The sequence below is a fragment of the Flavobacterium tistrianum genome (genome assembly GCF_003254545.1).
Taxonomy (GTDB): Bacteria; Bacteroidota; Bacteroidia; order Flavobacteriales; family Flavobacteriaceae; genus Flavobacterium; species Flavobacterium tistrianum.
Genome location: NZ_QJRH01000071.1, coordinates 24,616 through 40,229 on the forward strand (window position 1 = coordinate 24,616; position 15,614 = coordinate 40,229).

The 15,614-nt window shown below is 32.1% G+C and carries 13 protein-coding genes; 7 read left to right on the top strand and 6 right to left on the bottom strand.

Going from position 1 to position 15,614, the window contains the following annotated elements; all coding sequences use genetic code 11:
* Positions 1-454: 454 nt before the first annotated feature.
* Both DMB71_RS15140 and DMB71_RS15145 read right to left on the bottom strand, forming a co-directional pair.
* Entirely contained in the window at positions 455-2,563 is a 2,109-nt protein-coding gene (locus tag DMB71_RS15140; protein ID WP_111367483.1) for a prolyl oligopeptidase family serine peptidase, read from the bottom strand.
* A gap of 230 nt (positions 2,564-2,793) precedes the next feature.
* Positions 2,794-5,001 carry a TonB-dependent receptor gene (locus tag DMB71_RS15145; RefSeq protein WP_111367485.1) on the bottom strand — a complete coding sequence of 736 codons (2,208 nt, stop codon included), beginning with the start codon at positions 4,999-5,001 and terminating at the stop codon, positions 2,794-2,796.
* Positions 5,002-5,749: 748 nt separating this feature from the next.
* Between DMB71_RS15145 and DMB71_RS15155 the strand changes: the two genes are divergently transcribed.
* Positions 5,750-6,454 carry a porin family protein gene (locus DMB71_RS15155; RefSeq protein ID WP_111367488.1) on the top strand — a complete coding sequence of 235 codons (705 nt, stop codon included), beginning with the start codon at positions 5,750-5,752 and terminating at the stop codon, positions 6,452-6,454.
* Here DMB71_RS15155 and DMB71_RS15160 read toward each other — a convergent pair.
* Positions 6,449-7,054, bottom strand: a complete 606-nt coding sequence (locus DMB71_RS15160; protein ID WP_239452987.1) for a hypothetical protein — start codon at positions 7,052-7,054, stop codon at positions 6,449-6,451. The genes DMB71_RS15155 and DMB71_RS15160 overlap by 6 nt on opposite strands.
* Before the next feature lie 458 nt (positions 7,055-7,512).
* On the opposite strand from DMB71_RS15160, the gene DMB71_RS15165 reads away from it, so the two are divergent.
* The 4 genes from DMB71_RS15165 to DMB71_RS15180 all read left to right on the top strand — a co-directional run bounded on the left by DMB71_RS15165 (position 7,513) and on the right by DMB71_RS15180 (position 12,157).
* Complete coding sequence (locus DMB71_RS15165) at positions 7,513-9,984, top strand: bifunctional UDP-N-acetylmuramoyl-tripeptide:D-alanyl-D-alanine ligase/alanine racemase (RefSeq protein ID WP_111367491.1); 2,472 nt, start codon at positions 7,513-7,515, stop codon at positions 9,982-9,984.
* Between the two features lie 68 nt (positions 9,985-10,052).
* Positions 10,053-10,430 (top strand): large conductance mechanosensitive channel protein MscL, encoded by a 378-nt coding sequence (gene mscL, locus DMB71_RS15170; protein ID WP_111367493.1) that lies wholly within the window; start codon positions 10,053-10,055, stop codon positions 10,428-10,430.
* Between the two features lie 176 nt (positions 10,431-10,606).
* Positions 10,607-11,596 (top strand): aspartate-semialdehyde dehydrogenase, encoded by a 990-nt coding sequence (locus DMB71_RS15175; RefSeq protein ID WP_111367495.1) that lies wholly within the window; start codon positions 10,607-10,609, stop codon positions 11,594-11,596.
* A 177-nt stretch (positions 11,597-11,773) separates the two neighbouring features.
* The gene (locus DMB71_RS15180) at positions 11,774-12,157 is read left to right on the top strand and encodes a hypothetical protein (RefSeq protein WP_111367497.1); all 384 of its coding nucleotides are present in this window, start codon (positions 11,774-11,776) and stop codon (positions 12,155-12,157) included.
* 60 nt (positions 12,158-12,217) lie between these two features.
* On the opposite strand, the gene DMB71_RS21990 is transcribed toward DMB71_RS15180, so the two are convergent.
* From DMB71_RS21990 to DMB71_RS15190, 3 genes are all read right to left on the bottom strand, one after another.
* Positions 12,218-12,391: a hypothetical protein gene (locus DMB71_RS21990; protein ID WP_162614834.1), complete on the bottom strand. Its 174-nt coding sequence runs from the start codon at positions 12,389-12,391 to the stop codon at positions 12,218-12,220.
* On the bottom strand, positions 12,370-12,747 hold the full coding sequence (locus DMB71_RS15185) for a hypothetical protein (protein WP_111367499.1): 378 nt from the start codon (positions 12,745-12,747) through the stop codon (positions 12,370-12,372). The genes DMB71_RS21990 and DMB71_RS15185 overlap by 22 nt, the downstream gene beginning before the upstream one ends.
* Positions 12,748-12,902: 155 nt before the next feature.
* Entirely contained in the window at positions 12,903-13,352 is a 450-nt protein-coding gene (locus tag DMB71_RS15190) for a hypothetical protein (protein ID WP_111367500.1), read from the bottom strand.
* A gap of 158 nt (positions 13,353-13,510) precedes the next feature.
* Here DMB71_RS15190 and DMB71_RS15195 point away from each other — a divergent pair, with 158 nt between their 5' ends.
* Both DMB71_RS15195 and DMB71_RS15200 read left to right on the top strand, forming a co-directional pair.
* Positions 13,511-14,542 (top strand): hypothetical protein, encoded by a 1,032-nt coding sequence (locus DMB71_RS15195; RefSeq protein ID WP_111367502.1) that lies wholly within the window; start codon positions 13,511-13,513, stop codon positions 14,540-14,542.
* Between the two features lie 13 nt (positions 14,543-14,555).
* Positions 14,556-15,605, top strand: coding sequence for a hypothetical protein (locus DMB71_RS15200; RefSeq protein ID WP_162614835.1), 1,050 nt, complete (start codon positions 14,556-14,558; stop codon positions 15,603-15,605).
* Positions 15,606-15,614 lie beyond the last annotated feature (9 nt).

Here is a 15,614-nt window from a genome sequence, read left to right on the forward strand (position 1 = left end):
CTATCGAGATAAAAAGATTTAAGCAGATTAACATAGATTATAATTTTAATCTGCTCAATCTGCGAGAGGAAGAAAAAAAGAAAATTCGTGTAATTCAAGGCCAAAGAAAAAGCCACGATATTCAGAAAAATTCGTGAATTCGTGGCTTAAAAAAATTTAAGCTTTAAGTTTTCAAATTAGTGTAAATGGTTTATTTAAAAGAGTTAGCCACGAATTCACGAATTATTTTAATCTCTATGTTTAAAAAATCTGTATCGATTGCACGAATTTATTTCACGCAAATTTGAAAAGATGTGTGCAGATTAAAATAGATTATTATTTTAATCTGCTCAATCTGCAAAATCTAGGAGAGAAAAGAAAAAGAAATTTTGTGTAATTCAAGGCAAAGAAAAAGCCACGATATTCAGAAAAATAATTCGTGAATTCGTGGCTTAAAAAAATTCAGTTTAAAGTCTTATTTCTTTGGTAAAGCTTTAAAACCCATATTATAAAGCGTGAAAGCTTGAATATCTACACTTTCTTGAATGCTAGCTGCAACAGATTTTCCTGCGCCATGTCCCGCTTTTACATCAATTCTAATTAAAACTGGATTTTCTCCTGCTTGTTTTTCCTGTAACTCAGAAGCAAATTTGAAGCTGTGAGCAGGAACTACACGATCGTCATGATCACCAGTAGTTACCATTGTTGCTGGATAATGAGTTCCTTGTTTTACGTTGTGAACTGGAGAATATCCTTTTAAGTATTCAAACATTTCTTTACTGTCTTGAGCAGTTCCGTAATCAAAAGCCCATCCAGCACCTGCTGTAAAAGCATTGTAACGAAGCATATCCATAACTCCAACTGCTGGCAATGCTACTTTCATTAAATCTGGACGTTGAGTCATAGTTGCGCCAACTAATAAACCTCCGTTAGATCCTCCGCGAATAGCCAAATAATCAGATGTAGTATATTTTTGTGCAATTAAATATTCCGCAGCAGCGATAAAATCATCAAAAACATTTTGCTTTTGAAGCTTTGTTCCTGCATCATGCCATTTCTTTCCATATTCACCACCGCCTCTTAAGTTGGCAACTGCGTAAACTCCTCCGTTTTCCATCCAAACTGCATTGGCAATGCTGAAACTTGGAGTCAAACTAATATTGAATCCACCGTAACCGTAAAGGATTGTTGGGTTTTTACCATCCAGTTTTGTTCCTTTTTTATACGTAATAATCATCGGAACTTTTGTACCGTCTTTTGAAGTATAGAAAACTTGTTTTGATTCGTAATCTTCGCTTTTGAAATCTACTTTTGGTTTTTGATAAACTTCAGATTTGCCAGATTTTGGCTCCAAAGAATAGATGCTTCCTGGCGTTGTATAGTTGGTAAAGCTGTAGTATAAAGTTTTATCGTCTTTTTTGCCGCTAAATCCGCCAGCAGTTCCAACTGCAGGAAGTTTAATTTCGCGGACTAATTTTCCGCTGTAATCATATTGTTGTACAAATGAAACAGCATCTTTGGTATAATTGGCAAAGATATAGCCTGCGCCAGTTGAAGGCGATAAAATATCTTTGGTTTCTTTAATAAAATCTTTCCAATTTTCAGGTTTCGGATTTGCTGCGTCAACCGTTACAATGCGTTTGTTAGGAGCATTAAAATCTGTTTCAATAAACAATTTAGCGCCTTGGTTGGTAATGATGCTATTGTCGCTATCAAAGTTATCAACGATTGTAATAATAGGACTATTAGCTTTGGTTAAGTCTTTAATGTAAAGTTCATTTCCGTAAGTAGAATTAGCAGCTGTAATTACTAAATAGCGATTGTCTTCAGTAACATACCCGCCAACATATCTTCTTTTTTTGTCTGCTCCAAAAATTACTTTGTCGTCTTTTTGAGAAGTTCCTAGTTTGTGGAAATACAGTTTGTGCTGATCTGTTTTAGCAGACAGTTCACTTCCTTTTGGTTTGTCATAACTAGAATAGTAGAAGCCTTCATTTCCGTGCCAAGAGACACCACTGAATTTTATATCAACCAAAGTATCTTCTAAAACTTTTTTAGAAAGCGCATCTATGATAATCACTTTTCTCCAATCGCTTCCTCCTTCAGAAATTGAATAAGCCGCTTTGTTTCCATCTTCAGAAAAATCAAGTCCACCAAGTGAAGTTGTTCCGTCTTTAGAAAAAGTATTCGGATCTAAGAAAACCTCTTCTTTTCCATTTTCATCTTTTCTATAAACTACAGATTGATTTTGAAGTCCGTTGTTTTTAGAATAATAAGTAAATTTTCCTTCTTTAGATGGAGCTCCAATTTTCTCGTAGTTCCAAAGTTTTTCCATTCGCTTTTTAAGTTCTTCACGAAATGGAATTTTATTTAAATAAGCATAAGTAACTTCGTTTTGAGCCTTTACCCAAGCACCGGTTTCGGCAGATTTATCATCTTCTAACCAACGGTACGGATCGCTTACTTTAGTGTCGAAATAAACATCAACAGTTTCTCCTTTTTTAGTTTGTGGATATTGCATTTTACCTTGTCCAAATGAAACCCCTGCGGTTGTAATTGCCATTAATAAAAATGTTTTTTTCATAGTTAGTTTTTATCTGTTGTAACAAAAATAGAACTTTTTGTGAGATATGTTTAACACAAAGTTCGCAATGTTTTTAATCTCGCAGAGACGCGAAGTCGCAAAGAATTTTTAAAACTTTGCGTCTCTGCGTCTTTGCGAGATTCTTTTAAAAGTTACTTAATAAACAAAACTTAGCGACCTTGCGTATTCCGATGGCTATCGGAATTGCGCTCTTTGCGGTTAAGAAAATTTTATAAGTTGAAATTAACTCCCAAAACGATATTTCTTCCAATATTCGGAATACCGTCTGTTTTTAATCTAGAAAGGTGTGCAATATATTTTTTATCAAATAAATTGTTTCCGTTTAGGTTAATGTCGAAAGCTGTTTTTCCTAGTTTGACAGTTCCTCCAAAACCTAAATTTACTAAAGTATAACCTTTAGAAGCCGTTTCGAAACCGCTTACATTATCTTGGCTGAAAGTAGAAGAAACATTTAGCGAAGCAAAACCTTCACTTAGCCAGTTTTTGATATTAAATTCAGTTCTCAAAGTATTGTTCCAGTTGTTTGCAGGAATTAGAGGCAAATAATCTTTGTTTTCTTTTTTACCTGTAACGGTTTCAAAACTAGTTTCAAAATGCAACCAATCTAACGGATGCGGGTGAAAGTGTAAACCAACTTCGCCACCATACAATTGAGCATTATCCTGAACATACGCAAATACGTCATTATCATCTTTAACTTCTCCAGTTGGCGACGTATAGATATAATTGTTTACGTGATTGTAGAATCCGTTTACGAAAAATTCAAAGTGCGTGTTTTTGTATTCTAAATTCAAATCGGTCTGAACGTTTTGTTCTGTTTTTAGATTTGCATTTCCAATTTCGTAACGATTTGTCCCTTCGTGAACACCGTTTGAAGTTAATTCAGCTAAGTTTGGCGCTCTAAATCCAGTTGCTACATTTAATCGAAGCGTTAACGGTTCTGCCAGTTTGGTTTTATAGCCCAAAGAAGCATTAAAACTATCAAAAGATCGGTCTAAAGCTTGAAAATAACCTTCTTCACCTTCAATTCCGTGAGCGATCGAAGTAATATTACGGTTGTCAAAACGCAATCCAGCTTGAATAACGCTGTTGTCCCATTCGTAATTTGCAGTTCCAAAAACTCCAAAATCATTGGTTGTAGCATCTGGAATTAAATATTCTTCTCCAGAATTTTTGTTGGTTTGATGCATTCCTTGAACACCTAAAATAGTTTCGATTTTTCCGAATTTAGGGAAATGATATTTTGCATTGTAATTGAAAGTGTTCAATTTCATGTGAAGAGAAGCTTCATTGCTGTCTTCAAATTCGCTTCTATCATTGGCGATATAACCTAAATCAACATCCAATTTTGAATTTTCAAAAAAGATAACATTGTTTAAACTCAGTAAATGATTGAAAATTCCCTGTCTTGGAAATTGAGTGTCTTTGCTTGAAGATTGTTCTGCAATTCCGTCTTCTGGAATTCCAATATCCAGTTTGTTGTAGTTGTATCTTAAAACACTTGAGAAACTTGAATTGCTGTAGCCAATACCAGTTTTAAAGTCTGTTTCATTGTAACGAGAGTTTGTAACGCGATCGCCACCTGAAATTTTGTAATCTGAATGTGTGTTGTAGCTTCCGCGAGCCAAGAATTTCCAATTATCTGTAGAAGTTTTTAATCCGATAGAAGAATTGCTTCCTTGTGTATTGGTAAAATATTTTTGGCTGAAATTGGCTTTAAAATCGCCAGCATCAGCAAATTTTTCAGGATTGAAATATAAAACACCTCCCAAAGCATCAGAACCATATAATAACGAAGCTGGACCTTTGATAACTTCAACGCTTTCAATTCCGGCATCATTTAAACCTAGACCATGTTCATCTCCAAACTGCTGATTTTCGATACGAACGCCTTGAGAATAAACCAAAACACGATTACCGCTAAGTCCACGAATTACAGGTTTTCCGATAGAAGTTCCTGTTGAAATCTGAGAAACTCCCGGAATTGTTGCCAAACCTTCAATCAAAGTTGAGGTTCCTTTTTGCTGTAATGTTTTAATGCTTTCATGCTCAATCTTCATTACGTTTTGCGATTGCAGTTTATTGAAAGGCGTTGAAACCACTACTTCGTCCATTTCTAAAATAGATTCTTCAAGAGTGATGTCTAAAGTATTATGCTTCAATAATTTTGCGATCGTTTTATTCTGATTGCCATATCCAACATAAGTAAAAGCAATGCGAAGACTTCCGTTTGGAAGATTATTCAATTCGTATTTTCCATTTGCGTCTGTTGTAGTTCCTTTATGTAATTCTGGAGCATAAACAGAAACTCCAGGCAATGGTTGATTTTGTTTATCGGTTACGGTTCCTGAAACCGAATTTTGGGCATTAAGCATGCCCGAAAACCCTAAAATAAGGGCTATTATGAATTTTTTCATTTGAAAATTTTGCTATAGTTAAATTGAATTTTCTTCTTTTAAATGAAAAATTAAACCTAACAGAAAAGCATTCTGATCCTAATTAATAAAAACAGGATTAGGAAACTCAATGTTGTTTTGAATTTGTATTTAAAAGAAAATGGTAAATATTCTTTCGAGTATTCGAAATTAAGAAACTATAGAAACGGGTGGTCCTCGTAATAAATACGAAGTTGTGGAAATAGAAAAAATCTTTTCTGACAGCGGAAAAAAATAAGGAATTTCGCTATTGAACGAATGAAATTGAAAAGAAAAACTTTCTGGCGCAATGTAACTTCCAAAAGCAAAATTACAGACAAAACAAACATCGTAATTGTGATGCTGGTGTGTTATTTCGCCACTTGGATCATTATAATTGTGATGGCACTGCTTTTCTGAAAGTTGCTTTACAATATGCTCATAACTGTGTATCGACTGAAACAATATCGAGAACAATATTGTTACAGCAAAGGATAAACTTAATATGAGTTGCTTTTTCTTCATTACTTTGCAAAGGTATAAAAGATAAAAAGAAAATGAATTAATTTTTTATTTCATAGAAGTGATTTATTGAAAATAATGCAGCGATTATTTTTATTCGCAATCAAAATGAGAATATTTTGTTTCTTATCACTACTGGAGAAAGCATTATGTTATATTTGTATATGAAATAAATGGGCGTAGAAAAGCGTTTGTTTATAATTATTTCTTTAAAAAACCAAACCACGATATGCGAATTATTTTTAGCTGCTTATTTTTACTCACTTTTTTTAACTCTTTTGCACAAGGAGACGTTAAGCCTGAGATCAAGCCAGTTGTAAAAATAGATTCCCTGTATCGAGAAGACCAGTTTTATTTTTCGGTGACTTATAATATGTTTACCGATATTCCAGTAGATTTCAAACAAAATAAATTTTCTCTTGGACTTTCAGGAGGTTTCTTGCGCGATATGCCCATTAATAAATCCAGAACTGTAGCTATTGCTGCGGGTTTAGGTTTGAGTTATCAAAATTATTATCAGAATCTTACCATTTCTCAAGATGGGTCAGGATCTATAATTTATGGAGTTAATAGTTATGGAGAATTTGTTTCTAATCGTTACAGACAATATTCTGTAGATCTTCCAATCGAATTCAGATGGCGTAATTCGACTTATGAAAGCACTAAATTCTGGCGTATTTATGGTGGAGTGAAACTGAGTTATGTTTTTTCTAATGCTTCTACTCTTGATGACGGCGAAAAAACATATAAAATCAAGAATAATGCTGATATTAATAAATTTCAATACGGGCCATATCTTTCTGCAGGATATAACACTTGGAATGTGTATATATATTACGGTTTAAGCCCTTTATTTAAGTCAGCAACAACTTTGAATGGAGAAAAAATCAATATGAAAACCTTAAATGCTGGATTGATCTTTTATATTTTATAACCACAAGTATAAAAATAAAAGCTGAGGCATTATTCCAATAAACAACCCAATTAGTATTTCTCTAGAAGTATGCGCATTCATTTCTAAACGAGATGAAGCCACAATTCCTGACAATAAAATAAGCAAAGCTGGCCAATACGGATTATGCAACTGAAGATGAATGTTTAGTCCGATAACAAAAATCGTTAAACCCGAAACAGCGACCATGTGAAGACTTGCTTTTGTTTTGAAAAGCACGCACACTAATGCCAAAATCGTGCTGAACAAAGCTGCTAGAAAAAAGAAGTGAAGCTCAGGATAACGCGTAATTACAATACTTCTTTTTACCAATAAAATATATAAAAAACACTGTAAAATAAGCGGAATAGTTCGTTCTGAAGCCTGACTTAACATTATTGATTTTACATGGCCAGTCGATTTTAACAGTAAATAAAATAAGACTGGGACAATTATATTAATGACTAAAATCTGTATTAGAACAAAATACTTCTCTTTCGTGCTAAAAACATCGTCTTTGTAGAATAGGTAAAATAAAGTCGCATATAACGATATAAAAATCGGATGTAAAATATAAGAGAATATCGGAAGTACTTTTTTCAAAACATGGAAATTTGTGGTGTAAAAACAAATATAATCAATAAATGTTTTCTGCCACGAATTACACGAATTCGCACGAATTATTTTTTAGCCACAGATTTTAGGATTAAAAGATTATAATCAGTGATGATCTTTTTAATCAATGGCTAAATATTTCACGCAGATTTCGCAGATTTTTTTTAAATGTTTTCTGCCGCGAATTACACAAATTCGCACGAATTATTTTTTAGCCACAGATTTTAGGATTTAAAAGGATTATAATCAGTGATAATCTTTTTAATCTGTGGCTAAAAATTTCCAAGCGGATTTCGCCGATTTTTTTTAAAATTAATTCGTGTGAATTCGTGTAATTCGTGGCAAACCTTCTTTTTCTGCACTTTCATATTAAATAGAATAATTAGTGAAAATTTGGGAAATTAGTGGCAAACCTTTTTTTAAATTTGAAAAAAAGAAATTTCTAAATGAGCATAAATATAAAAAGCCTGCTTTCAGTATTAAACGCCAAATGGACTGGCTCAAATGCTGATGTTTTAATCGATCATATCTCAATTGATAGCCGTTCGCTTCAAAACGGATCTAAGACATTATTTTTTGCTCTGGCCGGTGTTAATAATGATGCTCATTTATTTATTCCGGATCTAATAGAAAACGGAGTTCAGAATTTTGTTGTTCAATATATTCCAGAAGGCTATGCAGATAAAGCTAACTTTTTAGTGGTCGAAAATACTCTTGTTGCCCTTCAAGAATTTGCGGCTTATTATAGAAATCTTTTCCATTTTCCAGTGATCGGATTAACTGGAAGCAACGGTAAAACTATTGTAAAAGAATGGCTTAACTTCTTACTAAGTCCCGATTACAATATTATCAGAAGTCCAAAAAGCTATAATTCTCAAGTTGGAGTTCCGCTTTCGGTAATAGGCATTAACGAAAAGCATAATTTGGGCATTTTCGAAGCTGGAATTTCGACAGTGAACGAAATGATTAAATTGGAGAAAATCATTAAACCTACAATAGGAGTACTTACCAATATTGGAAGTGCTCACGATGAAGGATTTTTAAATTTAGTGCAGAAGATTGATGAAAAATTGCTTTTGTTTAAAGATTGTCCAATTATTATCTATCAAAAAACAGAAATTGTAGAATCATGTTTGACTCAGTTTGCAGCAGAATATATGATTCATCCGCGAAAGCTTTTTTCATGGAGTTTTACAGATAAAAAAGCAGATGTTTTTATTGAAAAAAGAGAATATAAAAACGATCATACCTATATTCAATATCACTACAAAAATGAAAAATTCAATTTAGAAATTCCGTTTAACGATTCAGCTTCTATAGAAAATACGATTTCATGTTTATTGGTTTTACTGCATTTTAAATATGATCAGGAGACAATCCAAAGTCGAATTGAGATGCTTTACCCTGTTCGAATGCGACTTGAAGTAAAAAACGGAATAAACAATTGCAGTATTATTGATGATAGTTACAGTTCCGATTTTCAGTCACTTAAAATTGCTTTGGATTTCTTAGAAAGTCAGAAGAAAAAAGGTGCTTCTAAAACGGTTATTTTATCTGATATTTTCCAAAGCGGATTCACAAATGAAGAATTATATTCTAAAGTTGCCCAATTAATTTCAGACAATAAAATAAACCGAGTATTTGGTATTGGACCAACGATTTCTTCTTTTGCAGCTAAGTTTCCAAACAGTACCATGTTTAAAAACACAGCTGATTTTATTGCAGTAATTGACAATCTGAATTTCAATAACGAAACTATTTTAATAAAAGGAGCAAGATCTTTTCAGTTTGAAGAAATTGTTTCGCTTCTTGAAGAAAAAACACACGAAACCATTCTAGAGATTAACCTTGATGCCATTAGTCATAACTTCAATTACTTCAAATCAAAATTGGCTCCAAATGTCAAAATGATGGTTATGGTAAAAGCATTTGGCTACGGAAATGGCGGATTGGAAATCGCGAAATTATTAGAACATCATAAAGTGGATTATTTGGGTGTGGCTTTCGCCGATGAAGGAATATCACTAAAAAATGGCGGTATAAAAGTGCCAATTATGGTTTTGAATCCAGAATCGACGAGTTTTCCATCTATGATTCAATATGGGTTGGAACCTGAAATTTATAGCTTAAAAGGGCTGAATGCCTTTTTGAAAATTGCTCGAGAAAAGAATTTAAAAGATTATCCAATTCATATCAAAATGGATACAGGAATGCATCGTTTAGGTTTTGAAAACAATACAATCGATGAACTGATTGCGACATTAAAAGGCAATTCGACGGTTCGTGTTCAGAGTATTTTATCGCATCTGGCAACAAGTGACGAACCTAAGCATTTTGATTTTGTGAGACAGCAGATTGCATTATTCGAAAAGCTTTCGTCAAAATTAGTATCAGAATTAAATATCAATCCAATTCGACATATATTGAATACTTCAGGAATTAGTAATTTTCCTGATGCACAATACAGTATGGTACGTTTAGGAATTGGTTTGTATGGCGTTTCAAACGATCCTGCAGAACAGAAATATTTAGAAAATGTTGGAACTTTAAAATCTATAATTTCTCAAATTAGATCAATTCCTGCAAATGATAGCGTAGGTTATGGACGTCGTTTTATGGCAGAAAAAGAAACAAAAATCGCAACAATCCCGATTGGCTATGCAGATGGAATTTCGAGATTATGGGGAAATGAAGTCGGTTATGTAACCATTAAAAACCAGAAAGCAAAAATCGTTGGAAGTGTCTGCATGGATATGCTGATGGTTAATGTAAGCAATATCGATTGTAAAGAAGGCGATTCGGTAATTATTTTTGGCGAAAGCCCGACTGTGATAGAGATGGCTATTGCATTAAAAACAATTCCGTATGAGATAATGACGAGTATTTCGCAGCGTGTTAAGAGGGTATTTTTTAGATAATATTAAGAATTTCCAATAAAATTGCGTATTTTCGATATTGCTTAATTATAAATATAAACAGATACGATATGGGATTTTTTTCAGAATTTAAGGAATTTGCAATGAAAGGCAACGTGGTTGACCTGGCTGTCGGGGTGATCATTGGAGCTGCTTTTGGCAAAATTGTCAGCTCATTTATTGAAGATGTAATCACGCCATTGCTGTTGAAACCAGCTTTAGATGCTGCACATTTATCGACTATTGAACAATTAACTGCTTTTGGAGGTGTAAAGTACGGAGTTTTTTTATCGGCAGTAATTAACTTTATAATTGTGGCTTTTGTTTTATTCCTAATAATAAAAGGAATTAATCACGCTAAAAAGAAAGATGTTGCACCGCCACCTCCAGCTGGCCCAACTCAAGAAGAATTATTGACACAGATTAGAGATTTATTAAAAAATAAATAAAAATATAATACCGCTACACTAAGTCTAACTTAACCGCCTTTTGAAGAGGCGGTTTTTTTACAAAATGTTTATTTTATAACATTTTGTTATTTTTTGTGAATCACCTTGCTAAGACTTTTATTATACTTACTTTTGCCTTACTAAATTAGATTAATTGATTATTTAAAAATATAAAAATGAGAATTGCAGTTGTAGGCGCTACTGGAATGGTAGGCGAAGTAATGCTTAAAGTATTAGCAGAAAGAAATTTTCCTGTTACAGAATTAATTCCTGTTGCATCAGAAAGATCAGTTGGAAAAGAAATTGAATACAAAGGAACCAAATATAAAGTAGTAGGATTACAGACAGCTGTTGATATGAAAGCTGACATTGCGGTTTTCTCTGCTGGTGGAGATACTTCATTAGAATGGGCTCCAAAATTTGCTGCTGCTGGAACAACTGTTATTGACAACTCTTCTGCATGGAGAATGGATCCAACTAAAAAATTAGTAGTTCCAGAAATCAATGCAGATGTTTTAACTAAAGAAGATAAAATTATTGCAAATCCAAACTGTTCTACTATTCAAATGGTAATGACTTTGGCACCTTTGCATAAAAAATACAATATTAAAAGAATCATCGTTTCTACTTACCAATCTATCACAGGAACTGGTGTAAAAGCAGTGAAACAATTAGAAAATGAGTACGCTGGAGTTCAAGGTGAAATGGCATACAAATATCCAATTCACAGAAATGCAATTCCACATTGTGACAGTTTTGAAGAAAACGGGTACACTAAAGAAGAAATGAAATTAGTTCGTGAAACTCAAAAAATCTTAGGTGATAACACTATCAGAGTTACAGCTACTGCAGTTCGTGTACCAGTTGTAGGCGGACACAGTGAAGCAGTGAATGTTGAGTTTACTAATGATTTTGACGTAAATGAAGTTCGCGAAATTCTACACCATACTGATGGCGTAACAGTACAAGATAATTTAGATACTTTTACTTACCCAATGCCATTATATGCAGAAGGTAAAAATGATGTTTTTGTTGGAAGAATCCGTCGCGACGAAAGCCAGCCAAATACTTTAAACATGTGGATTGTTGCTGATAACTTAAGAAAAGGTGCTGCAACAAACACTATCCAAATTGCTGAATATTTAATTAAAGCAGGTTTGGTATAATCGAGAGAGATTAATTAAAATTGTTATAAAGAAAAAACCGTAATTGCAGTGATGTAATTACGGTTTTTTTGATTTTATAATTGACTTATTTTGTTGGTTTTGTGGCTTATATAGGTTATTTTAGTAATCTATTTTGTATAATTTTGTACTTATTCGATTATCTTAAATATAAAGTTAATGCAAGAGGAGAATGAGCCAATTCAACTATTAGTAGGTAATATAGTTGCCGAAAGCTATTTAGGAGAAAATAAAGAACTTAAAAAAGGCGCAAAACATTTTAGCGGCGGTACAAAGGTTTATATAATTAATTGGTATCCTGGAACATGCGAAACAATAGTTGTTGCAGGAATTCAAAGAAAAACAAAGAAAATTATTTCAATTTGTATAAAAGTAAATTTAGTTGAGAATTTAAGAATAAAAACGGTTTATAAGAGAAACATAATTGGAAAAGTAAAAGAACAACATTATCAATTTGAACCTGAAATCATAAAAGAGTTGGCTGAAACAATGTTAGAAACCATTCCACAATGGCAGAAAATTGCTATAAAGAAAAAACCGTAATTGCAGTAATGTAATTACGGTTTTTTGCTAAAAATAATAAACTTATAATTTGAGTTTAAACTATTTCTTTTTCATTAATTCTTCTCCACAAGATTTTCCAATTTTCTGAACCAGATCTTCGTTCTTAGGATTTTCTAAATCTGCAGGACTAAGATTTTGCTCTTTGATTTTGGTAATAGCACAATCAGCAAGAAATGAAGCGTTTGAGCTATTTACACCAGAGCGCAAAAACATAGTTTTAAGCATAGCTTTGCATTGAGATTCGGTTTGTGAGTCCCAAGTGTTTTTTTTTTAGTTTTAGATAATACTTCTTGTGCGCAATCTTTTCCCATTTGTCTTACCATGATAGTAGTTCCTGGGTTTTTAGAATCGTTTGGTTTTAAATTTTTGCTTTTTATTTTCTCTAATACACAATCAGCCACGTTAGTTGCTTGTTCATCAGAAAACATTCCTTTTCCTTGAGATAATAAACCTTCTTTCATCTCTTTTTTAAAGTCAGCTTCCTTTTCTGGGGTCCATTCATTTTTGTTGCATGAGAATAATGTGAATGCAAGAACTGCAATACTAATGTAATTTAGAATTTTTTTCATTTTAAATATTTTTGATTACCTACGGAATAAACGAGTTGTTTATAATCCTCAAAATTTTTGCAAAAATATTTTTAATAGATGTTTTAGATAACCACTAAAAGATTTTTGAATAATAGAATAAGACTATTTGGGATTATATTTAAAAGAAGCTGATATTACTTCAAGTCAAAAGGAATGACTTTATGGACTTCTTCAAATATGTTTGTAATTTTTTCCTGATCGGCCCTACTTTTTATTAAAAGACCACTATAATCAATTGTATAAGAGATTTTTTCAGATTGCCACTTTTGTCTATTTATAGAATCTCCTTCTGTAGAATAGGTTTGATTTTCCTGAGCAACCTGAATTTCGTTATTTTTAAAAACGTAAATAATTTCAGTTTGCCCCATTTCACCGTAAATATTAATAGTACATCTTTTTATTTTTCCATCAATATAGTCTGCTTTGGCTCCAGCTCCTTCTGTCGAACCCATTTCTTCAGAAAGATCATATTCAATAGTTTTTGAGTTGTTTTTTGTAGTGGCTGTTTCCAAGTCTGTTTTATCCTTATTGTTGCACGAAACCATCAGAAAAGCAACACCAAGAATGCAAATTAAATTTTTCATTATATGATTATTATTTCGGCAAAAATAATAAAAGAAAGATTATTCTTATTTTGAAATACGTTTTCTATTTTAAAAATGCCTTATAACAACACAAATATGTCTTGTAGTAGTCAGTGGACTTCTAATACTAAAATAATTTTGTTGAAAATTTAAAAAAAATGAAAAACAAGTTAATTTTAAGAGTTCTACTTCTAGTCTTGGCTATACAATTAACAAGTTGTGGTAAAGAAAAAACAACAGATGTAAAAGAAGAAACTTCACAGAAACTCATGGTTTCAGATACAATCTTTGATTCAAAAAATCCATATTATATTTTTATACAAAAGAACAATCCTGAAGTTTTAAAAGAAAATAAACTTATTTACTTTAAAGAGGAAGATATTGATTTTGATGGAAAAAAAGAGGCAATTGTTGCGTTGGGTGAAATTGATAAAGAGGATGAAATGCAGACTTCTGTGAGTGATATTTTTTTACTAAGAAATGAAAATGGTGTAATAAAAAAAATAGATGATTTTGGAAGTTATGGTTATACTATTTATACTGTTAAATTAGTATCATTACAGGGAAAAAGACAAAAATATATTTATTTAGGTTTAACAAATGGAGCAAATTTGAAAGGTTTTAGTCTTCAAGAATTGGAAAACAATAAATTAAAGAAAATTTGCACTAGCGCTTCTGCAACCGGAGTAGGAAATGATGATTTGGTAGATGAAAATAATGATGGAAAATATGATGGTTATGTTCAATTACGTAATGGTATAGATGCATTATACTATGAAATCGATATACATTACATTTTCAAGAATGGCACGTTTCAACAATCGCGAACTCATGTTGAAATTCCACCAGAGTACCCTGATACAATTGAAGAAATCTTATTGCAATATATTTCACTTCGCTCATTAGGTTTTGGCGAATCTAAAGAAGTAAATCAAAGATTGAAATTGATTTGTAAAGATCAAAATGCTTCTTCATTAAAATGGAATGCAGATGCTTGGGCTGAAGGCTATTTTAATAGTTATATGGAATTAGATAATAGAATACAGTTTCAAATACAAGAAGATACTTATACTACTACAGCAACTTATACGGATGAAAATAAAAAGCAATATGAATGTCAGTTTGAGTTAAGAGAATATGGTAATATATGGCAGATTATAAAAGTAACAATACTTAAAGATGATGAATAATCTTCAAAATAAAATGAAAATTAAATCAATAATCTTCTTTGTTTTAATTGCATTAGCGCTTCAATTAAATAGTTGTACAAAAGAAAAGAAGACAAAAAGTGCGAAGGCCCATAGTGAACAAAAAATTGCTTCAGATACTATTTTTGATAGAGAAAGTCCGTATTACATTTTCATTCAAAAAAACAATCCCGATCTAATAAAAGAAAAGCTTTTCTTTTTTAAAGAACAAGATATTGATTTAGACGGCATAAATGAAGCAATTGTTGCTTTAGGAAACTATACAGAAGAAGGGACAAAAATAAGGTACCTTTTTATTCTTAAAAACGATAAGGGAACTATAAAACAAGTTATAGGTTCTTTTAATTTAAATGATTCCGATTTTTTTGCAAACGAGGTCAGTTTAATAAAGCTACAAAATCAACAAGAAACTTGTATTGCTGTAAAGTACAATTTAGTCTCAAGTTCGAATACAGGTGTCTCGATTTTTGAATTAAAAAACAATCATCTTAATGTAATTCAAGAAACCAGACTTTCCAGATTTGAGAAAGAATACGAAGAAAGACTAGTCGACGATGATGATGATGGTGAATATGAAGGCTATTCACAGCGTGTAACATACGATGGTAGAATAAACTATTATAAGGACACCAATTTTGCTTTTGAAAACGGAATCTGTATAGAAAAAGGTTCGCAAAATTATATGGATGCTTACCCGGATGAAATTCAGGATGTTTTATTGCAATATATCAGACTTCGATCTGAGCCTTTTAATGATAACATTATAAATTATAGATTGAACGAATTGTGCATTGACGCCAATGCCAATGCAATAAAATGGAACAAGAACTGGTATGGTATAGGCGTAAGAAGCTATTATCATATAAGAGATGGAGATGATTTTGGAATATGTGAAATACAAGAAGAAGATGATGATACAGCAATTGTAATAGCAACTAATAAGTATTTAGACCCAGATAAAAACCAAGGCTTTTATCAATTACAATTTAGCTTGCAAAAAACACTTGATAAATGGCAGATTACGAAAGTTGAAGTGATAAGATAATTTTAATAC